Consider the following 21183-nt stretch of genomic DNA (forward strand, 5'->3'; position numbering starts at 1 on the left):
TCCCTATTTGGGGCCTGCTGCTTCTTTTAAAACTATCTGCGAGACGCACTCGACATGCGCCGTATGCGGAAACATATCCACCGGCTGCACATACTCAACCTGGTAAAGCTTCGACAACACTTGAATATCCTTCGCTAAAGTAGACGGATTACAAGACACATACACCATCTTCTTCGGTTTTACCTTTAACACGGTCTGTAAGAATTGATCGTCACAGCCAGTACGTGGTGGGTCGACGACGATGACGTCTGGGCGCCAGCCTTCATTTACCCATTTTGGTAGGAGTTTTTCGGCTTTTCCTACGGCATAAGTTGCATTCTCGAAACCATGTTTTTTGGCATTTTTTCTTGCGTCTTCGATGGCTTCTGGGATGATTTCGATTCCGCGAATTTCGGCCGCTCCATCTGCAAGCCATAGTCCGATTGTTCCGACTCCACAGTACGCATCGACGATTTTTTCCTTGCCTGTTAATTGGGTTGCCTTTTTTACTTCATCATATAATTTAACGGTTTGCTCTGGGTTCAGCTGGAAGAATGCACGAGCGGATAGCTCGAATGAAAGGTCTCCTAATGTTTCTTGAATGACCTCGCTTCCGTGCAAATGAATCGATTCGTCTCCAAAAATGAGTGATGTTTTTTGACCGTTAATGTTTTGGATTATTGATTTCACTTCAGGTAAACGTTTTGTAATTTCTTCTATTAATAAGCTTTTTCGAGGGATTTCTTTTTCAGCTGTGATTAAGACAAGCTGAACCTCACCTGACTGGACACCTACTCTTGTAACAATAGTGCGGACTAGTCCCTTTCGATTTCGCTCATTATAGATTGATATTTTCAGGTCCTGTAGGATCATTTTTACTGTTTGTGTGACCTTGCTTGTTGCAGGATGTTGAATCATGCAATCTGCAATATCAATTAGTTTGTGAGAGTTTAGTCCATATAGACCCGCTATCACTTTTTGTTTATCAAGTCCGACCTGGAACTGGCTTTTGTTCCGATAGTTCCACGGGTTTTCCATGCCAATTGTATCTTTTATATTGAGTTTCTCAATAGGTGTTTTGCTGTAACGTTCAAACGCTTGGACGACAATGTCTCGCTTCTCCTTTAATTGCTGGCGATAATCCAAATGCTGCAGCTGGCAGCCTCCACATAAATCATAAATTGGACATGGTGGCTTCACTCGGTGTTCTGATTTTTTGCGGATTTTTTTAATTCTGCCCTCAGAGAATTTCGAAAGTACTTTTGTTGCTTCGACCACTACCTCCTCACCTGGTAGTGCCCCAGGTACAAAGACAACTTGCCTTTTAAAATAGCCGACGCCTTCTCCATTAATTCCGAGTCTTTTTATTGTAAGGGGGAAGGTTTGTCCCACTTGTAATTTTGCTTGGTTTTCTTTTTGTTGTTTCATCATACACACAACTTTCTATTCAATGCTTCGCCATAAATACAAGGAGGCATAGCTTAAGTATGGCTCCCATGGCTTGCTGTATTCTTCCATTTGTTCATAGGATGGCTTTTTTTCAAGATTGTATAATTTTTTGATGGCATTTTGGATTCCGATATCGGCCATGGGGAAGAGATTTGGTCGTCCCAATGCGAATAAAAGAAAATTTTCTGCGGTCCATTTTCCAATACCGCGAATTTTAACAAGCGTGTCCATGATCTCTTCATCGGTTTTGGATTGGAGATCCGGAAGTGTTAACTCTCCAGAGGCAATCAATTTAGACGTATCAATAACATATTCCGCTTTTCGTCCACTAAATTGCAATTCCCTAAGGTCCGCAACAGACAATTCGGCGACTTTCTCAGGGCGAGGATGTATCCACGTCCCCTCGATTTCTTGGCCATATGTGGTCAAAAATCTAGATGTTAGTGTGTGGGCGAATGTCATATTGAGCTGCTGATGGATGATACACTTCATCAAGGAAAAATACGGATCAAAATCTAAGACCAAAGGCGTTCCACGATGCTCTATGAAAATATCTCTAAGGTCTGTTTGTAAAAAATGGTCTTGGATTTCCTTCAACGGTACGTCCCATTGAAAAATGTGAGTAACATGCTGCAACGCATATTCCATAGAATCTTTATGAGGGCCTGTAACTACGAAAGTTGGCTCATCTGTTGTCCCTGTTGCTTTTACCGTGACTACGACAGGTTCATTTTTAAAATAAAAAGGCACCTTCACTAAGCGTCGATCTTTATTCAAATGATTCGTCGGATTGATTGATAGCCTATCTAGGACGCGGTCAAAATCGTATGGAGGCTGTACATGCACGGTTTTCTCCCACATGGAAACCACCTCAATTCATAAGTGTTAGTACACATTATACCATTTAGAGGTAAAAAAAATCCCCCTGCAAGCAAGAGGATTCGTACTGTTTATTTATTTAAGAGATCATCCCGAAGCGGAGTAAAAGCATCTAGTAAAATACCTTCCTCTAACGCAACGACACCATGTTTATGGTTGCCCGGAATAAAAATCGTTTCTCCTTGAGATACCGTAGTTTGTTCTCCTTCGATCGTGAACTGGAAGCATCCCTTCATGACATAAGTAAGCTGCTCATGTGGATGGCTGTGTTGATAGCCTTCCGCCCCTTTTTCGAAGTGTACTTCCATCATCATCACCGATTCACCCGGTGGGAATATTTTTCGTTTTACCCCTGGTTCTGCGTTTTCCCATTCTCCAACCATTGCTGCTCCCCCTTAATATGTATTCCCTTTCATTATAAGAGGAATCGCACTTTTTTCAAAGCGCCTTCGCTTTTGGATTCTCGATTTCTACTTCTTCATCTTTCGAAGAGTTTAATAAAATCACGCCACCAATAATTAGGACGATGCCTACTAGTTTAAGAGCACTAAAAACCTCTCCCTACACAAAAGCGCCGATTATCGCCGTGGCTGCTGTTCCTGCTCCAGACCAAATTGCATAGGCCAAGCTTAGCGGAAGTGTTTTAAGACATAAAGACAAGCAATAAAATGCAAGACCGTAGCCCACGATGACACCGATTGATGGGAATAGAACGGTAAATCCATCTGACATTTTTAGCATGACGGTCGCAACGATTTCACTAATGATTGAAATGGTTAACGCAAGATAGCCTCTCATTCGTGAACTCCTCCCACATTTAGCAAAATGACTCCCCCGATAATCATGAGGAATCCTAGAATTTTTTTCATATCGACATTTTCTTTATAGACGATGATTCCGACTAATGCCGTTAGCGCTGTCCCTACTCCTGACCAGATTGCATATGACAACCCGAGCGGTAATGTTTTTAATGTTTGCGATAATGCATAGAATGCTAGACCGTATCCAACCATTACGCCTAAAGAAGGCAGGAATTTTTTGAAGCCATCTGTTGCCTTAAGCATTGAGCTGCCAAACACTTCACTAATAATCGCTAGTATCAAAAGGATGTATGCATTCATAGTTGTTCCTCCTACCTAAAGAAGTATCTTTCTCCATTTTACCTTCTCAGTCAAATTTACGGAATATAGGACCTCAGTTGTAGCGAAAATTACATCTGTAGCACATTTTTAAGTCATCCTCCTCTTAGTAATATAAATAGTGCTGGTCATGACATTAGGAGGTATTGCAGTTGAAAAAAATCGGACCTAAAGGGATGAAATGGTTAAAAATTATTCACGTTTTTCTAGTCGTATTATTTTTCGGAGGCATTTTAAGCTCTCTTTCATTAAATCTTTACCTTGATTTTACTGAATTTAACGAGTCCTATCTCGGGTATAAAAATATTGTAATTATTAGTGATAATATTGTTCGCTGGGGTGCAATTGGCACATTAGTAGTGGGGCTCACCTATGGATTTTTTACGAACTGGGGGTTTTTCAAGCATCGATGGGTTGGCGTGAAATTCGTATTGTATATGATTCAAACGATCGTTGGGATTTTTATTATAGACAAGCTAATGATCACAAATATGGAGCTACTTGAAACTCAACGAGAGTTAGCCTTGACCAATCCTGAATTCATTCAAAATCATTTAATAAGGCAATATGCGGTCTATTTTCAGGTGGTAGTTACCATTTTTATTTTTATTATTTCATACTTAAAACCTTGGCGGAAGAAAAAAGTATCACCGAAAAAGAGCTGAACCTACAGCTCTTTTATCGTTTTTAGGATATAATTTTGGTAAAGTAGTTTACGAAGACAAACTTTACAAGGAGTTTTGCAATGAAGAAGTTTTTACTGTTTACAGTTTTGATAGCATTGTTAGCGGCCTGCGGAAATAAAGATGAGGAGACGATTTCGTCGCCGGAAGAACCAGCAAAGAGCGTAGAATATGAGGCAGATTCTAAAAAAGCGAAATCAAATGAAGCTGTTGATGCTTCAGATAGTGAAGAGGCAAATGCTTCTGATGAAAATGCGGATGCTCCAGATACTAGCATCGAAGCTACAGCCGAAACTAGTACTCTTAAGGACCAATATTTAAATGAACTCGCAACGATTGTAGAAGAAATCGAAAACAAGCCTGAGGGTGAAACGCAAATTGAATTGGAAGAAATCGCAGCAGGTACATATAAAATCTGGGATGATCAACTAAATAAAATTTGGAAAGAACTAGAGAAACAGCTTCCAACTGAAAAAATGGATAAATTGCGGGAAGAGCAACGCAGATGGATTAAATTTAAGTATGAAGCGGCAAGCAAAGAAGCCACACAATATGAAGGCGGCTCAATGGAGTCTTTAGTAAAAGTTAGCACACAAGCGCAGGTCACCAAAGAAAGATGCTATGAGTTAGTTGAAAATTATTTTTAAGAGAAAGGCTTTGTTAAACCTTAATGTTGATTTTTGATAATTAAGAAAGAATGTTCTATGATAAAGGTAACAATTCGATTCGGAGATGATTTGTCTATTGATTTAAAGGAGCTAAAAAAGCTTGCTGATACATTAGACGATAGTGGTAAGCAGGAACCTATCTTCTTTTTGCAATCCCGAACTAAGGGTGTGTCAGCTCCCGTTCGAGCAATTGACGAAATCCAAGAAAAACAACCCAAGTTGAATTATGCTAAAATGTAGTTTATGTGTAATGTAGATATCCCTCATGGACAAAGGAGAACTGAAAATGAGAAAACTCGTTCTATTTCTGCACGCATCACTTGACGGTTTTGTAGAAGGGCCGAATGGTGAAATGGACATTAGCTGGGTTTCCTACGATGCTGATTTGGAGAAACACGCGAAAGAAATTCTGAGTACTGCCGACACTGTCATTTGGGGACGTGGGACTTATCAGATGATGCACAGTTACTGGCCATCTGTGCCTTCGAACCCATCAGCTTCGCAGCATGAACGGAATCATGCCGATTGGATTGAAAAGACAGCCAAAATCGTTTTTTCCACGACGCTGGAGAAAGTCGAATGGAGTAATTCCAGACTCGTGAAAGAAGATGTCGAGGAAGAGATCAATTACCTCAAACAGCAGCCGGGCAAGGATATGGTCATCCTTGGCAGTCCTAGGTTTGCACACCACCTTATGCAGCTTGATTTAATTGATGAATATAAAATTACCGTTTCTCCCGTCCTGATCGGTAAGGGATTGCCGTTATTCCAAGGTCTTAAAGAGAAGATCAATCTTAAGCTAATCGAAAACAAGACCTTTGATTCTGGAGCCATAGGTCTCGTTTACCAGACGGTAAGATGACCTTGTCACTTAAGGTGATTACCCTAACGGGAGACGATAGCTCAATTAACCTCCTTTTCACAAAGGCGGTTTTCTTATGGTCACAAATCTACATTAGAATTTAACATAGCCAAGAGAAAAAGGACTTAGATAGGCGATTCTAAGTCCTTTTCCTATTTAGTCCATGTTAAAAAGCAACTCTTCTTTTATCGTTTTTTCCGCCATTAGCTGGTCTAAGCTTCTGAAGGTATAGCCTTCTTCGCGTAAGTCATCGATGGCTTTTCCAAGCGCTTCGGCATTATCCCTCGAAACCGTATGTAGCAAAAGGATGGCCCCAGGATGAATTTGTCTCATGATGTTGTTGTAGGCATACTCCCACCCACGTTGGTTATTAATGTGCCAGTCGACAAAGGCCAGCGACCAGAATACATTCTGATAACCAAGATTGTTGGATAAGGCTAATGTTCGTTCACTGAATATGCCGCGCGGTGGACGAAGATAGGTGACATCCTGTCCAGTCAGTTTCTTTGTTTCCTCTCGAACGGAATCCAATTCTTTTCGGAGTCGCTCGTCACTCACCCTCGTTAAATCCGGATGATACCATGAATGATTGCCAACGACATGCCCTTCCTTCGCCATTCGTTTGACGAGGTCGGCTTGATCTTTTAAATAGTGCCCCGTAACGAAGAAGGTCGCCGGAACTTTTTTCTTTTTTAACACATCAAGAACTTTTTCGGTGTAGCCATTTTCATAGCCGTTATCAAATGTAAGATAGATGTCTTTTTTCGTTGTATCCCCAATATAAAATGCGCCATATTTTGCGAGTAGTTGATCATATTCCTCACCCGCTGAGGCCGGTTCATGGTTTTTGCTCTTTTTGAACCCCCAATGGATGGGTGCATTTGAATAAGCTGCCGCCACCTGGTGGGCACCAGCCAATGAAAAGGTAACAATCAAAAGAAGAAGTATGCCACAAAGCCTTTTCAAACGTAAAACCTCCTAAAACTCCGTTAGTAGTAGCGTTAGTTTTTACCACAATAAGGGAGTTCATGCAGGGATAGATTACCAATCATGATTTTGTTGGGTCTGTGAATAAAATTTGATGTTGGGCTTGCGGGACATTGTAAGGGAATTTGGTTCGTACGTGTGCCACGAGACCATTTTTTTCTACATGCTTGTGACATGAAGCTAAAACTTTTTTAGCTATTCTTGAACATTCCATGACAATCACTAAATTATCACCTGTTTTTAGTATCAGGTATTATATTTGTCACTATTCAGTTTAGCCCCAATCACACAATAATAGAGAAGAAACAAATTAGAGATGAAATGGGGTATTCTTTTGAAATTTCCACAATTAAAAATCGGTCATATGTTGCCTAAGTTTCCCATCATGCAAGGTGGTATGGGCGTAGGTATTTCGTTAAGCGGTCTTGCGTCAGCTGTTGCGAATGCTGGGGGTATTGGAATTATTTCCGGTACAGGAATTAGTATCGAAGATTTAAGAATGCATATAAGAAAGGCACGTGCATCTATCGAGGGTAATGGTTATATTGGGGTGAATGTACTTTTTGCCATGAATGATTTTGCTGAAAAAATGAAGGTAGCCATTGAGGAAAAGGTTGATTTCATTATTTCTGGTGCTGGGATATCAAGAGATATGTACAACTGGGGCAAAGAATCTGGCACACCGGTCATCTCGATTGTGTCGTCGGCAAGGCTAGCTAAAATTTCAGAGCGGCTCGGTGCTTCTGCAGTTGTTGTAGAGGGCAATGAAGCCGGTGGTCATTTAGGGACCGAAAGACCGTTGTTTGATATTTTACCGGAAGTCGTGGAAGCGGTTAAGATTCCTGTTATTGCTGCTGGAGGGATCATGACTGGAGAGGATATCGCACGTGCAATTTCTATTGGGGCTTCCGGTGTTCAGATGGGAACAAGATTTGTCGCAAGTCACGAGTGTGATGCACCATTATCCTTCAAAGAAAAGTATGTCCAGGCGAAACAGGAAGATATCGTCATGGTGAAAACCACTGTAGGACTGGAAGGTCGCGCCATTAAGAACGCCTTTACTGAGAAAATATCTGATAATAAAAAGGTGAAAATAAAGAAATGTATCGATTGCCTGAAAGACTGCTCTTATCGTTTTTGTACAATGGATTCTATGATAACCTCTATGGAAGGTGATTGTGAGAATGGACTTGTATTTGCAGGGGCAAGAGTCCATGAAATTAACGAAATCCTACCCGTTCAGACGATTTTCAATAACATCAAAACTGAATATGAAGCATTCGCTTAATTTTATAGGTAGTGTTGTTTAGGCAATACTACCTTTACTTCATTCACCTATAAGGCCTAACAAAATAGAAAAACCCGCTACGCATAATCGTAACGGGCCATTAAACAACTATGATTAAGCGAATACTCGCTCTTTGAATTGTTCTAGTTTTTCTAATGAAGATTTGTCGACATCCTCGTGGAGGCTGTTGCCGTGTGAGTCCATTGTAACAACGGCTGTGAAGCCCTCAACAGATAGATGCCACATCGCTTCTGGGATACCGAACTGCATGAGATCAACCCCATCAACAGACTTGATACAGTCTGCATAATATTGGGCAGCCCCGCCGATTGCATTTAAGTAAACTCCACCATGCTCTTTTAATGCAGCAAGTGTCTTAGGTCCCATTCCACCTTTACCGATAACAGCGCGGATGCCAAACTTTTTCATGATATCGCCTTGGTAAGGCTCCTCACGAATACTTGTTGTTGGGCCAGCAGCTTTTACGTGCCAGTTGCCATCTTCATCCTTAAGCATAACCGGACCACAGTGATAGATGATTTGTCCATCCAGATCAACTGGTGCATCATTTTCAGAAAGGTGCTTGTGGATTGCGTCACGGCCAGTGAACATACGGCCATTAATTCTAACCACGTCACCCACTTTAAGTTCACGGATTTGTTCTTCAGTGATTGGTGCTTGAAGCACAACTTCGCGAGTCTCAGACTTTACTTCAACTTCTTCTTGATCTTTAGAGAAGTCGATTTCTTCTCCATCTTGGTATAACCAATCTTTGATATCACCTGTTTCAGCATTAAGTGTGACACCTAGACGGCGGTATGCCCAGCAGTTGTACGCAACAGATACGAAGAAGCTAGCAGGAATACGGTGCATCACGCCAACTTTACAACCAAGTAGAGTTGTTTCACCGCCGAAGCCCATTGTTCCGATTCCAAGCTTATTCGCATTTTCCATTACATATTCTTCAAGTTGACGAAGATCTTCGTTTGGATTAACATCCTCAACAGAGCGGAAAAGCTGTTCTTTTGCTAACTCGTAGCCAGACGTACGGTCTCCCCCGATTCCAACGCCGATGAATCCAGCACTACAGCCTTGTCCTTGTGCTTGGTAGACAGAGTGCATGATACATTTACGAATTCCGTCTAAATCACGGCCTGCACGACCAATCCCCTCTAGCTCAGTTGGTAAGCTATATTGAATGTTTTTGTTCTCACATCCGCCGCCTTTTAAAATAAGGCGTACATCGATGTAATCCTCTTCCCATTGTTCAAACTTAATGACTGGAACACCTTCACCAAGGTTGTCCCCACTGTTTTTACCTGTTAATGAATCAACAGCGTTTGGACGTAGCTTCCCATCTTTTGTTGCTTCTACAATTGCTTCACGAATGGCTGCTTTAATTTTTAATTGGTTCACACCAACAGGAGTTTTCACTTTGAAGGTTGGTAGACCTGTATCTTGACAGATTGGTGATACGTTTACATCTGCCATTGAAATATTATTGGTGATTGTTGAAAGAGACATAGCAGCACGAGTACCCGCACTTTCACTCGCTTTTGCGCGAGCAACCGCTCTACGTACATCCTTTGGAAGTCTTGTTGATGTCTCTACAATTAATTTGTACATACTTTGTTGTAGCTTATCCATCTGTATTCCCCTTTCCCTTACATCCCCGAGAGGATGTTCAAAAAAGTCCGGTGAAAATGACACATCGAATTTCTTCGTTGGCTAGTTTTTCCGTTCCTCACGTATTAACTGCATACGCTCCGGTACTCAAAACTGCGCCGCCTCGAACTTCTTGGTCCTTTTCATCCTCCTTTTTGAACATGCACTCAAATTTATACATTTTATCTGTAATCACAATTTTCATTATACTCCTAGAAGTTTTTTTCGGAAAGGGATTTGCAAGCGATTCCAGTTTTTATGTGTTCTTTTTCTTTTATTAAATTCACCCCAATTAAACCTACGATTGAAAAAATCACGGGGATTACGAAACCGAAATAATATCCAGCTGTAAAATGGTCTAATACACTCCCAAAAATAGCTGGTAGTAACACCGCACTTAAAAACCCACCCGTGTTCGCAAACCCTGATACCATACCTGACTCACTTGTTGGAAAGGTTTTTCGAACAACTGCAAAGGTTAAGGAATTTGATCCAAACGCAAATCCGATGATAAAGAAAAGCGAAATGACCAAGAATAATGGTGGTCCCTCCTTAAATAAAAGAAATGTTGACCAACACATAACAGTGACAGCATGAAAAAAGATATATGGTCGTTTGATTGTGCCTAAGCGACTTGAAATCCAACCGATTAGAGGCGCACCAATGAGGGCTCCGATTAAACTAAACATAATAAGCTTACTTGCGCCCAAACGGGTCAGCCCGTGAATATCCATTCCATAAGGCACGGCCCACGAACCGATAAAGCCTAAATACCCTCCGACAAGCCCAAAGTGACATAGAAACAAAGCCCATGCTTGCCGATTTGAAAAAATTCGACGCAATAACACCGATGTTTTTTCACGTTGAACTTCGTTTTTCTCAATAATCGAGTGTCCCGGCTTTTTTACTAGCACAAAATAAAGAAAGATTCCGCACAAACATAGGAGGATTCCCCCTGAAAGAAAGGCTCCCCGCCAACCGAGTAAGACAATCAATGCTGAGAACGGCACAGTTGCCATCAGGAAACCAAGACTTCCAGTCATTCCTGCAACTCCAATTAGCCGAGTAAATTCTTTTTCATTAAACCATTTGCTTAAAATGAGCACTAAATTAACCCAAATGGTCGCATCCCCAATTCCTGTTAGGATTCGTGCAAAAAAAAGGATGAACTCATGGGTACCGACGCTATAAACAATGGTTCCAACGCCTGTCAGGCTGGCACCTAGTATCAGGAAAAAATTAGGTCCGTAGCGATCTGCTAAGATTCCCATTGGCATTTGTAACCCTGTGTACACGAAAAATTGGATACTTGTGAGTAGACCGATCGTTGTTGCGGTGACTTGAAAATCAATCATCAATTGGTCTGTAATCAGTCCGGGTGCTGTGCGTTGACCAGACATCACGACATATGTAAACAAAACTGAACCAAAAATTACCCATCGATACTTCCTTTTTTGAATGCCCAATGATATCTACCCCCGTACTATGTATATGGGCTTTTGCACCCGGTAGTGCTCATACACTTGCGAAAAAATCAATCATTACAATTTTGAACTCATACATGTATAATCAAAAAATGGGAGTTGAGATACAATGAATAAAAAAGACATCGCAAACATCCGCAAGCAATTTAAGTTGAATAATCAATACTTAAAAATTAATGAAATTTTTAATGTGTATGTTAAAAAAGAATCTAATGAAATTTATCACCATATTTGTCAGCCGTTCGAGCTGTTAGAACAGGAAGCTCAAGAATTATTTTTAGATAACTTTAAAAAGACTTTGGCTGGGCAGCTTGATACAAAGCTGTTTGAGTTGAAGTTCCAGCACGATGTTGAAAATAGCACGCGTGACCTTCTATATGACGGGCTGCAAATGGAAGATACCGAAGATTGGTTAGAGCAAATGCTGCAAATCGTAGAGAAAATGTATGCTACTAAGGTTTATGATTTTGATACAGTGGTTACATTCATTCGTGCCGAGTATCGCAAACCAACGCGAAAACGTAGTGCTGAATCTGAGGAAGGCGGCTCTGATGAGGTTTATTTCAGCCCCCTCATTTTATGCACCTTAAATAAAATAGATCAACCGAAAAAGACATTGGTTTTTGATTATATTGAAAGAACGTTCAAATCAAATACGGTGCTGGACCCGGTTATTAACCTGACGGCTCCGTTAACAGGGTTTCTTTTCCCAGCCTTTAACGACAATGCGGCAGATGTGAATCATATTCTATATGCTTCAGGGAAATCGAACGAGCCTAGCTATTCTTTCATTGCCGATGTGTTGAATTGTGAGGATATCATGACGGCCGAAGATGATAAGATCGGCTTTGAGATGATCCTGAAAAATGTGATTGGGGACACGGTCGAGTCCGAGGTTATTTCGAATGTATATGAAGAAATCGACAAGTTCGTTCAGGAAAAAGAAGAAGAGGAAGAAGAAGAAAGCGAACCACCAATGATTAACTACCAGGACGTCGAGCGCATCTTGAAGGTGAGCGGCGTGGAAAATGTAGACACAGTAAAGGTGGAGCATGCTTTTAAAAGTGTACTGGATGATGAGCGGCATGAATTTAAAGCAGCCAATCTTGTACCAAAAACAATCAAAATCAACACAAAAGTCGCCGACCTCAAATTGAGTCCAAAAGAATTAAAATACGTCAAATACATCATGTACCAAGGCAAACGCTGCTTGTTGCTGGAAATAGACGAGGACGTCGTTGTTGAAGGGTTGACGTTGGAGACGAAGAATCATGGGGACCACAGGGACGGTTCTACTGGTTCCTTTTAAAGCAAAAACAGCGGATTTCTAATCGAAATCCGCTGTTTTTATTTGAATTCGAACAATTGCGTTTCCATTTGAGTCTTCTTCATTGTCAATCGGGTAAGATTCTATCGCTTGCGTTACTCTTTGCACCTTCCTCATTGCCAATTGGGCACGATTCTATCGCTTGCGTTACCCTTTGCCTCTTCCCCTTTGCAAATCGGGCACGATTCAATTGCTTACGTTACCCTTTACACCTTCTACATTGACAATCGGGCACGATTCATTCGCTTCCGTTACCCTTTGCACCTTCCCCACTGACAATCGGGCATGATTCAATCGCTTGCGTTACCCTTTGCACCTAACCCATTGACAATCGGGCACGATTCACTGTTTTTTCCAATTATCGCCCCTCCCTCAACAAACAAACAAAACAAACGCCCAGCACCAGTCCTGAGCGTCTTCCAACAAATCTATTCCTTCCAATCCTTCTTAAATCGTTCATATTTTCCTTCTAAGTCATCGAGCATCTCAATGAGGCGGTCGATGTCCTCTAAATCAGTGGATTCGGGGTCCATTGAATCAATGACCTCTAGAAACATATTTAGGCGGTTTTTTAAATAGGATATTTGTGAGTCCTTATCATGAATCGCGTTTCCCAAGCTACAACGTTCCTTTCCTACTTCAATCGTTTTAGGCCCACAGGAAGTGGGTCACAAAGACCTTGCCACAGGATGTGGCGTTCTTAGTCTTTGTTCATATGCATTATTATATCTGTATTGACAATTATTTTTCCAGCCAATTGCGGTTCAACAAATTTACAAATTAGATGTAAAAAAATTCGGGCGCTGCTTTGTCGCCCGAATTTCTTTTTTCATCTCGGAGTTTCTGAAACGAGGAATCCGTAAGAAACGTGGTCTTGAACTGGGATCCAGGCGCCGATTCCTTGGTGGGTTACGTTTTTTACAACGATGGATTTTTTGCTTCCTTTTAGAACAAGGTAGACTTCACCGTATGTAACCTTCCCTTTTTCATTGACCGCCGGCGCATATGCATATAAGTACCCTAACCTTTTCGGGGGTACATTATAAACTTGGTCCTTTTTGGTTCCACCCCCAATGATTGTTGTAAAGGAAAGTGGAAGCTTCGACTTTTGCGCGGCTTCGATTAACATCATTTTCTTTACCTCATCTGCATCCTGAATCTCTGCAGTTAATCCACCTCTGACAATCTTCTGCATTTCTTGTTTGTAGTGGATTTTAAATGGTGTCTTTCCGCCACGATTGTCATAATAGTTTGTGTTGATTTTTTCATACTCCCAATTCGTGCTTGTTTCAGACGATTCATAGTTTAGCGGCCATTGTCCTAAGTAAATGGTTGCGCGATATCCAAGCGCAAGCGGTGTCGTCTGGATGGCCGACTCATTTAAAATACGAATAAGATCCGGATTTTCTATTTCTACATCAGCACTATTAATAAGCTCTTTTGTGAGCTTACTTGGCTGGAGATATGGTAAATCCTGCGTCGGATTCGGATAGGTATTATCCTGTGAAATGTCTAAAACAGAACTAGGTATTTTAAATTTATTTACTTTTTCACCCTTTGTTTTATCGGTACCTTCCGCCATTGTCGTTCCTGCAACAAAACCAAACATCAACATGACGGCAACTATAAAAAGAAATTTTCGTTTCATAGACGGTACTCCTTTCTTTAGCTTTGTGCTTAGTGTTTTCGAAGAATTTGCAGTTTATCCATCCTTTTATTAGGAAATGTAAAAAAGCTAGCAGGTTTATCCCTTGCTAGCTTTAATCCCCTTACTCATCAACCTCTCAAAATACGGAAAAAAGAATTGGATGATAGGGCCAATCCCGAATGTGACAACCAAGGTTCCAATCCCAATCGGGCCTCCAACCAAAAGGGCCAAAATCAGGCCTGTTGTTTCAGCAATTGTTTTGGCAACCCCAAATTTCAGCTTAAATCGTTTGCTAATCGCGAGCATCAAATTATCGAGTGGTGAGAGTGGAAACTTCGCCTGCAAATAAATGGAGATTCCGAGTGAGGCAACTACTAATCCTCCTAATAAAACAAGAGTTTTCACTAATAAGCCTTCCAAATTCCATTCATCCAACGCAACTAATAACCAAAAATCAATAAAAAATCCAATTAAAATGATGGTTCCAATTGCTAAAAACGCAGGTCTCTCACGCAGCAATAGAGCATTCACAAGCATGACTATAATCCCGACAATAATAACCCAATTGCCGACTGTGAGTCCGATTTTTTCGGATAGCCCGACATTAAGAGCATCCCATGCCCCGGCACCGATATCTGCAATTATCATCAAACTGATTCCAAGCGCCAAGATAAACAACCCAACGCAAAAGAATATAATTCGTCGTGTAATCATGGTTGAGCTCCCTTAGGTTTAAAATATTATTTTTAGTTTATACATTGCACTTAATTATAATCGACTCGAATTAATTAATCGATATTTTTCATTTTCGTAAAATTTATTCGAATATTTTTAATCTTAGGTAAATAAGATAAAGTATACCTTACTTGAAGGAGGGATAAGGAGACCATACCTTTAATGACAGGGGGTATGCTATTCGATTACCGGACAAAGAAGTACAGCAAATGAAAGTTATCCCTTAAAAGTACTTAAATGAAAGTCATAAAAAACCAAACGACTCTGTGTAGATAAAATGTCTGCACAGAGTCGTTTTTTGTCTTTATAATAAATAAAACCCAATCCCCATAATTGCGTATGCCGCTAACAATGTACCACCTTCAAACCAGTTTGTTTCTCCATCATTCGTTAAGGAAATCGTTAAAAATACTGCGGTGATCATCGCGATTAACTCTGGCATGGAAAACACGAGCGCCATCTTTGTATCCAGGAATAACGAAATCAACACTAACAGCGGCGCAACAAACATGGCAACCTGCAAGGTTGAGCCAATGGCGATTTCGATGGCAACATTCATTTTATTTTTATAAGCCATCATTACGGCAGAAGCATGCTCTGCCGCGTTTCCAACTATTGCTACGATAATGATCCCGATAAAAATTTCACTCCACCCAAAGCTTTCAGCAACGACTTCAAAGGTATGGACGAGATTTTCGGACACATATCCAACAGCAACCGTCGATATAGCCAGGATAATAAGGGCCTTCCATTTCCCCCATTCGGGCTCCTCATGCTCTTCATTTTCCTTCTCCACTTGCTCAGAATCCTGCTGATAAATCCCGCGATGAGAAACAAGCTTAAAGAAAAGGCCTGCTAAATATAATAGGATTAAAATAACCGAAATACCGATACTTAACGTAAATGTATCCTGATCATTCATCTCCATTGAAAAAACCTCTGGAATGACAAATGCTAAAATAACCGAAAAAATCAGAAGGCCTGAGTTATGACGTGCATCATGGACATTAAATTTCTGTCGCTTGAACTTAATGCCTCCAACTAGAAAAGAAAGTCCGGCAACAAGTAATAGGTTTCCAAGTACAGAGCCTGTAAGGGAGGCAAGCACAACTGTGACAAGTCCAGCCTTTAAAGCAAATATCGAAATAATAAGTTCAACTGCATTCCCAAAAGTTGCGTTTAATAGACCACCAATCCTTGGTCCAGCAATGATCGCAAGGCTTTCCGTCGCCCTGCCCATGAATCCTGCCAAGGCGATAATCGTTAAACAATAGATAATGAACATCATGACGGCTGGCCAATGCAAGAGGCTCCCAATCACTGAAAGTGGAACACCTATCACAATCATAATCATAAAAAGTCGATTCATCAGAACACAACCTTTCCTATAACCTACTATCAAATGCGCTAAAGCGCATTTGTTTGCCCGATTTTTTTCGACTTGCTCGAAAAATTTCCATTGAAAAATCGAGGCATCCGCCGGAGGCTTTAACTTTTTTCAATAGGGGTTAAAACCCTATTGAAAAAAGTTAAAACTACGCCCAGCTTTTGCGTAGTTTTATTCTCTATAAAAATTATGTTCTAATATGATGTTTTTATTCGTCAATGATTTCAAAACTCTCCGTAATTTCAATGCTTCCTTTTACCGATTGCGCCATCGGACAATTGCGGGAAGCGACTTCGATGGAACGCTCAATTTTTTGTTCGTTTAAATCGGCTCCTTTTATGAGGTAATGAAGGTGAATTTTTTCAATCCGATTTGCTCGGGCCTCATTTCTTTCAACCTTCGTATTGATGGTGATGTCCTCCACCTGCATCCTCTTTTTTTCAAGAATCTTCCGAAGTGTACCCCCGCTGCAGACTGCGATGGAGGATACTAAAAGCTGATACGGTCTGAATCCATGTGCTTCATCTCCTGCAACATGCAACTCCCCGTATTCCACATCTGTGTAAAAGCCAACTTCCTTCATTTTAAAAATCATGAAAAATGCCCCCATTATCGTAAGTTATCATTAGTTTACTCTTGTTCTACCCCAAATGAAAAGAAAATCAAACTCTAGAAAATAAATAGGAGCAAGTCTTAACAGACATTGCTCCCGAAATGTTAAAACGATTCACGTAGCGCTCTTTGAGCCTCCGATATTGCGAAGCTGTCGTTTAAGGATTTTCCCACTGGCGTTTCGCGGCAATTCCTTCACGATTTCGACCTGCTTCGGCACCTTGAAGCTAGCTAAATTGTTCCTGACATGCTGGAGAATTTCCTCCTCAGACACGGGAGCCTTGATGACAACGAAAGCAGTGACTGCCTCAATCCATTTTTCGTCCGGTACTCCGACAACTGCGACCTCTGCAACCTGGGACAACTCATAAATGCAGTCCTCTACCTCGCGGGAAGCCACAAGTATACCGCCTGTGTTGATGACATCCTTCACCCGATCAATCACCTCGATGTATCCGTCCTCGTCCTGCTTCACGAGATCTCCGGAGTGGAACCAACCTCCTACGAACGCCTTTTCTGTAGCTTCCCTTTTGTTCCAGTAGCCTAGACAAAGCTGGGGCGAACGGTACACAATTTCTCCAAGTTCACCGGCGGGGACACTATTGCCCTCGGCATCTACTACGCGCGCCTCAACAAAGAGCATTGGTCTTCCTGCGGAACCAGGGTGGTCCGCATGCTCCTCAGGACGCAGAACCGTGCAGGCAGGACCCATCTCGGATTGGCCGAACACGTTGTAGAAACCGAGCTCTGGCAGACACTTCTGCAGCCGCTCGAGTATTGGCCCAGGCATGATTGAAGCTCCGTAATAGGCCTTCCGAAGATTTCCGAGACTTCTTGTTGTTAGTTCAGGGTGATTCGCGATTGAAACCCAAACGGTTGGAGCGGCGAAGAACGATGTAATCGCGTCCCGTTCCATGGTTTCAAGCACAGTACCAGCCTCTGGAGCCGGAAGCACCTTGTTCCAGCCACCCACCAACAGCGCCGGCAGCATGAACACATGCATCTGCGCGGAGTGGTAAAGAGGCAGGCAGTGGAGCGCACGGTCTGACTCCTTGATGTCCAGACCTTGGATGCAGCTCATGTAGTGGTACATCAGAGCACGATGCGTCATTATGGCACCCTTTGGATCCGAAGTAGTACCCGATGTGTATAGTAGCTGAGCGACATCTGTGTCATCAACATCGAACTCATCATCCTCCAAGGGACGGATGTCGTTACTGGTAGCCCACTCCATGATTTCGTCCTCGAATCTCAGTACCCTCCGATGACTATTCGACTTAGTCTGTGTGATTGCATCGGCGAGTCCTCGGTCAGCGATGATGAGTGCTGGATCGGAATCTCCGAGAATGTAGTCGAGTTCCCCAGCCCGGAGTTGAAAATTCACCGGAACGTGGATGGCTCCAATACGTGCTGTGGCCAAAAACAGCAGCACGTACATATCGGAGTTTTTTCCGTACGAGGCGACTCGGTCACCTTTTGCTACACCCTGTTTACACAGTTGGCGCGCAATACACGTGACCGCCATGTCGAGTTCACGATAACTCCACTCCCTGTCATCAAACACAACGGCAGTATTACGTGGGACGCGTGCGGCCGTACGACGGACGGCCTCGGCTATAGTGCTTGTTCTCATATTCATTTCAGTCCTCTCTTATCAATTTAGGTTGGAGCACAACACTTGTGAAACTCAGAGCATCCATCGATTTTTTCGACAAGTGCAGTAAGATTTTATGTAACACGAAAACAATGATGATTACCAAAAATTTTGAATATTCATTTTAAATATAAACCTACTCCCATTAAGCTGTCAATGTAATTGCGAGGTCGCTTTATCACCTTAAAATTTATTATTTGTATTAGTTTTTTGCCCCACTAAATATTGTTAAATCTTTTCAATTCCCAATCTCTGGTTCTTTTTGTATGATTAGAATGGAAAAGAAACTGGGGGAAAACAACATGAAATTGCGTTTTTGGATATTAGTGAGCATAGTAGCTGTCTCGGGGTTTAGCCAAGGCATGCTGTTGCCGTTGATTGCTGTTATCTTTGAAAATAGTGGACTATCATCCACCTTAAACGGGTTGAATGCAACCGCCCTATATATCGGAATCTTATTTGTATCTCCTTTTATGGAGTACCCTTTGCGCAAATATGGGTATAAGCCGGTCATTCTATTTGGGGGATTGCTCGTGGTCATCTCACTCGCCTTATTCCCATTATGGAAATCGTTTTGGTTTTGGTTTGCATTGCGGCTCTTGGTCGGGATTGGTGACCACGCCTTACACTTTGGAACTCAAACATGGATAACATCATTTTCTCCAGAGGATAAGCGCGGAAGGAACATCTCCTTATATGGATTATTCTTTGGGCTAGGCTTTGCCACAGGTCCATTAATGACACCGTTAATCAATATCAGTGAATCATTGCCATTTATTCTTTCTTCTGTCCTTTGTTTATTCGGTTGGTTCTTTTTATTCCTATTAAAAAATGAATTTCCTGAAACAGATTTAGGCGTGAACTCCTTTAGAGAAACGATCAATCGATTTTCAAAAGCCTGGAAATATGCATGGGTTGCGTTTTTACCGCCTATGGCTTACGGGTTTTTGGAGTCATCCTTAAACGGGAGCTTCCCAGTTTACGGCTTACGGATTGATTTAAATGTAACGTTTGTATCGATTTTATTAACGTCGTTCGCGCTTGGTAGCATCATCACCCAGCTTCCATTAGGTATTCTAAGCGACAAGTTTGGACGAAGAAATATTTTAATGATTGTCCTATTTTTAGGTTTTGTAAGCTTTACGATTGCAAGCTTCCTTGAACACTCTCATGTCGGACTCTGGCTCTGCATCACGTTTGCAGGGATGGCGGTTGGATCGACATTTTCACTCGGCATCTCTTATATGACAGACTTAATGCCGAAAAATTTACTCCCGACTGGTAACCTGCTTTGTGGAATCTTTTTTAGTATCGGCAGCCTAATTGGTCCGTTTGTAGGTGGAGTATTTATCCAATACTTTGATAACATTAGCTTTTTCAATGTCATTGGGATCATTTTATTAGCCATCTTTATTGTTTTGACTATGTTTGGTTCTAGAACAGCAACTAAAACAGTTGGGAATGAGACTTCCTTCTAGGGAGTCTTTTTTGTTGTCTAGCTTCAGGTGCCATCGGCTCTCTGGTCTAAGCCAATCGCTTCGGAAGGCAAAAAGCCCCTTCTGTCAGCGCTCGTCTTATCCTTGTCACCGATAGACGAAACATTAAGCTTTTCTATTTTTGTTGCCTATTTTTCAGAATTTTATTGACGTTTTTGAAAAATCTGTTATATAATACAAATAATATTAATACACTGTATTAAAACAGATGTGTAGGACGAAAAATGAAAAGGGAGAGGATTTTAATGAGTAGGCAAGAGCGCAAAAACATGATTGAGTTTATTGAAAAGGTCAGGGGCATTGATAAAATGGAGTTCATGTATATGACAGATGCAGATATCGAGCATATCTATGACACAACCTATTATCACTATGAGGAAATTGTGGAATAATGTAAAAAACTCGCCAATTGGCGAGTTTTTTCATTCTGGATCATCTTCCCTGTATTCTAAAATATCACCTGGCTGACAGTCTAGCGCCTTGCAAATTCCTTCTAATGTGGAAAATCGAACCGCCTTTGCCTTTCCATTTTTTAAAATAGACAGGTTGGCCATTGTGATTCCGACTCTCTCCGATAGCTCGGTTACGCTCATTTTTCGTTTTGCTAACATGACGTCTATGTTAATTATGATTGCCATTGTTTTCACCTCAAACCGTTAAGTCATTTTCTTCTTGAATTGCAATTGCATTTTTCAATAGCTTTTGAAGAACGGCAGCAAAAACCGATACAACAAAACAAGCGAAAATAATGACTAATGCAATAAGTAGTACCCCAGGATTACCCGCATCTTGTGAAATCACAAAAAAGAAGCCAATGACATACCATGCACTAATGATGGCCGAACAATATTTAATGAATGTTAAAGATTTTACCGAATTATTAGAGAATGCACTGTTTTTATCAATATAAACGAGTAGTTTAAAGCCATGATAGAGCGCAAATAAATACGGAATCAACGTTATCTCGATTCCAATTAGTAAAGGATACTTCAAATATGCGAATTCTACATTTTTGACTGCTAAGTCATTTGCTGCCCAAGGTAACCAAAAAATACATAATGCCAAAACAACGATTCCCATGAAAAAGATCGCTGCTTTTAAAAAGAGGGTATTCCCTCGTTCTTTTAGCCTCAAGATTTCCTCCATAATAAGCACCTCACCTATTTTTTACCTTTTTGAATAGTGTACTAGAACATTTATTGTTTTTCAATAAATTATTATCATTTTCCGCTATTTGTGAA

At 41.2% G+C, this 21183-nt stretch carries 22 protein-coding genes and 2 pseudogenes; 8 read left to right on the forward strand and 16 right to left on the reverse strand.

Annotated features, from left to right (window positions below):
* Positions 1-3 precede the first annotated feature (3 nt).
* From rlmD to V7112_RS20485, 5 genes and pseudogenes are all read right to left on the reverse strand, one after another.
* Positions 4-1410: a 23S rRNA (uracil(1939)-C(5))-methyltransferase RlmD gene (rlmD, locus tag V7112_RS20465; RefSeq protein ID WP_335423261.1), complete on the reverse strand. Its 1407-nt coding sequence runs from the start codon at positions 1408-1410 to the stop codon at positions 4-6.
* Positions 1411-1422: 12 nt separating this feature from the next.
* On the reverse strand, positions 1423-2289 hold the full coding sequence (locus tag V7112_RS20470) for a DNA-3-methyladenine glycosylase family protein (protein WP_335423264.1): 867 nt from the start codon (positions 2287-2289) through the stop codon (positions 1423-1425).
* Between the two features lie 89 nt (positions 2290-2378).
* Complete coding sequence (locus tag V7112_RS20475; RefSeq protein WP_335423266.1) at positions 2379-2690, reverse strand: cupin domain-containing protein; 312 nt, start codon at positions 2688-2690, stop codon at positions 2379-2381.
* A gap of 55 nt (positions 2691-2745) precedes the next feature.
* Positions 2746-3105: pseudogene (locus V7112_RS20480) on the reverse strand (DMT family transporter).
* Positions 3102-3428 (reverse strand): DMT family transporter, encoded by a 327-nt coding sequence (locus V7112_RS20485; RefSeq protein ID WP_335423268.1) that lies wholly within the window; start codon positions 3426-3428, stop codon positions 3102-3104. Before V7112_RS20485 ends, V7112_RS20480 begins: the two are co-directional and overlap by 4 nt.
* A gap of 170 nt (positions 3429-3598) precedes the next feature.
* Between V7112_RS20485 and V7112_RS20490 the strand changes: the two genes are divergently transcribed.
* From V7112_RS20490 to V7112_RS20505, 4 genes and pseudogenes are all read left to right on the forward strand, one after another.
* Positions 3599-4111: a DUF2269 family protein gene (locus V7112_RS20490; protein WP_335423269.1), complete on the forward strand. Its 513-nt coding sequence runs from the start codon at positions 3599-3601 to the stop codon at positions 4109-4111.
* A gap of 80 nt (positions 4112-4191) precedes the next feature.
* A complete protein-coding gene (locus V7112_RS20495; protein ID WP_335423272.1) occupies positions 4192-4776 on the forward strand; it encodes a lysozyme inhibitor LprI family protein in 585 nt (194 codons plus the stop codon).
* A 96-nt stretch (positions 4777-4872) separates the two neighbouring features.
* A pseudogene (locus V7112_RS20500) lies at positions 4873-5016 on the forward strand (IS1595 family transposase); the annotation flags it as partial.
* Between the two features lie 67 nt (positions 5017-5083).
* Positions 5084-5659 (forward strand): dihydrofolate reductase family protein, encoded by a 576-nt coding sequence (locus V7112_RS20505; protein WP_335423273.1) that lies wholly within the window; start codon positions 5084-5086, stop codon positions 5657-5659.
* 156 nt (positions 5660-5815) lie between these two features.
* Here V7112_RS20505 and pdaA read toward each other — a convergent pair whose 3' ends face one another.
* Positions 5816-6595, reverse strand: a complete 780-nt coding sequence (gene pdaA / locus V7112_RS20510) for a delta-lactam-biosynthetic de-N-acetylase (protein WP_438823932.1) — start codon at positions 6593-6595, stop codon at positions 5816-5818.
* 367 nt (positions 6596-6962) lie between these two features.
* Between pdaA and V7112_RS20515 the strand changes: the two genes are divergently transcribed.
* Positions 6963-7934: an NAD(P)H-dependent flavin oxidoreductase gene (locus V7112_RS20515; protein ID WP_335423276.1), complete on the forward strand. Its 972-nt coding sequence runs from the start codon at positions 6963-6965 to the stop codon at positions 7932-7934.
* A gap of 114 nt (positions 7935-8048) precedes the next feature.
* Here V7112_RS20515 and V7112_RS20520 read toward each other — a convergent pair whose 3' ends face one another.
* Both V7112_RS20520 and V7112_RS20525 read right to left on the reverse strand, forming a co-directional pair.
* Positions 8049-9581, reverse strand: a complete 1533-nt coding sequence (locus V7112_RS20520; protein ID WP_335423278.1) for a fumarate hydratase — start codon at positions 9579-9581, stop codon at positions 8049-8051.
* Between the two features lie 230 nt (positions 9582-9811).
* Positions 9812-11065 carry an MFS transporter gene (locus V7112_RS20525; RefSeq protein WP_335423280.1) on the reverse strand — a complete coding sequence of 418 codons (1254 nt, stop codon included), beginning with the start codon at positions 11063-11065 and terminating at the stop codon, positions 9812-9814.
* 127 nt (positions 11066-11192) lie between these two features.
* On the opposite strand from V7112_RS20525, the gene V7112_RS20530 reads away from it, so the two are divergent.
* The gene (locus tag V7112_RS20530; RefSeq protein WP_335423282.1) at positions 11193-12392 is read left to right on the forward strand and encodes a DUF4317 domain-containing protein; all 1200 of its coding nucleotides are present in this window, start codon (positions 11193-11195) and stop codon (positions 12390-12392) included.
* Between the two features lie 446 nt (positions 12393-12838).
* Here the strand turns inward: V7112_RS20530 and V7112_RS20535 are convergent, their stop codons facing one another.
* From V7112_RS20535 to V7112_RS20560, 6 genes are all read right to left on the reverse strand, one after another.
* Positions 12839-13027, reverse strand: coding sequence for an SE1561 family protein (locus tag V7112_RS20535; RefSeq protein ID WP_335423285.1), 189 nt, complete (start codon positions 13025-13027; stop codon positions 12839-12841).
* 212 nt (positions 13028-13239) lie between these two features.
* Entirely contained in the window at positions 13240-14058 is an 819-nt protein-coding gene (locus V7112_RS20540) for a YfkD famly protein (protein ID WP_335423287.1), read from the reverse strand.
* 96 nt (positions 14059-14154) lie between these two features.
* A complete protein-coding gene (locus tag V7112_RS20545; RefSeq protein WP_335423289.1) occupies positions 14155-14772 on the reverse strand; it encodes a YczE/YyaS/YitT family protein in 618 nt (205 codons plus the stop codon).
* Positions 14773-15097: 325 nt separating this feature from the next.
* A complete protein-coding gene (gene cax, locus V7112_RS20550) occupies positions 15098-16162 on the reverse strand; it encodes a calcium/proton exchanger (protein ID WP_335423290.1) in 1065 nt (354 codons plus the stop codon).
* A gap of 226 nt (positions 16163-16388) precedes the next feature.
* Positions 16389-16775 (reverse strand): OsmC family protein, encoded by a 387-nt coding sequence (locus tag V7112_RS20555; protein WP_335423292.1) that lies wholly within the window; start codon positions 16773-16775, stop codon positions 16389-16391.
* A gap of 132 nt (positions 16776-16907) precedes the next feature.
* Complete coding sequence (locus V7112_RS20560; protein ID WP_335423294.1) at positions 16908-18431, reverse strand: fatty acyl-CoA synthetase; 1524 nt, start codon at positions 18429-18431, stop codon at positions 16908-16910.
* Positions 18432-18748: 317 nt separating this feature from the next.
* On the opposite strand from V7112_RS20560, the gene V7112_RS20565 reads away from it, so the two are divergent.
* Both V7112_RS20565 and V7112_RS20570 read left to right on the forward strand, forming a co-directional pair.
* The gene (locus tag V7112_RS20565; RefSeq protein ID WP_335423296.1) at positions 18749-19924 is read left to right on the forward strand and encodes an MFS transporter; all 1176 of its coding nucleotides are present in this window, start codon (positions 18749-18751) and stop codon (positions 19922-19924) included.
* Between the two features lie 263 nt (positions 19925-20187).
* A complete protein-coding gene (locus tag V7112_RS20570) occupies positions 20188-20334 on the forward strand; it encodes a BH0509 family protein (RefSeq protein WP_335423297.1) in 147 nt (48 codons plus the stop codon).
* A 30-nt stretch (positions 20335-20364) separates the two neighbouring features.
* On the opposite strand, the gene V7112_RS20575 is transcribed toward V7112_RS20570, so the two are convergent.
* Entirely contained in the window at positions 20365-20580 is a 216-nt protein-coding gene (locus tag V7112_RS20575; protein ID WP_335423300.1) for a helix-turn-helix domain-containing protein, read from the reverse strand.
* A 10-nt stretch (positions 20581-20590) separates the two neighbouring features.
* On the reverse strand, positions 20591-21088 hold the full coding sequence (locus V7112_RS20580) for a DUF2975 domain-containing protein (RefSeq protein ID WP_335423301.1): 498 nt from the start codon (positions 21086-21088) through the stop codon (positions 20591-20593).
* Positions 21089-21183: the final 95 nt, after the last annotated feature.

It is taken from the genome of Bacillus sp. JJ1566 (assembly GCF_036962685.1).
Taxonomy (GTDB): domain Bacteria; phylum Bacillota; class Bacilli; order Bacillales; family Bacillaceae_L; genus Ferdinandcohnia.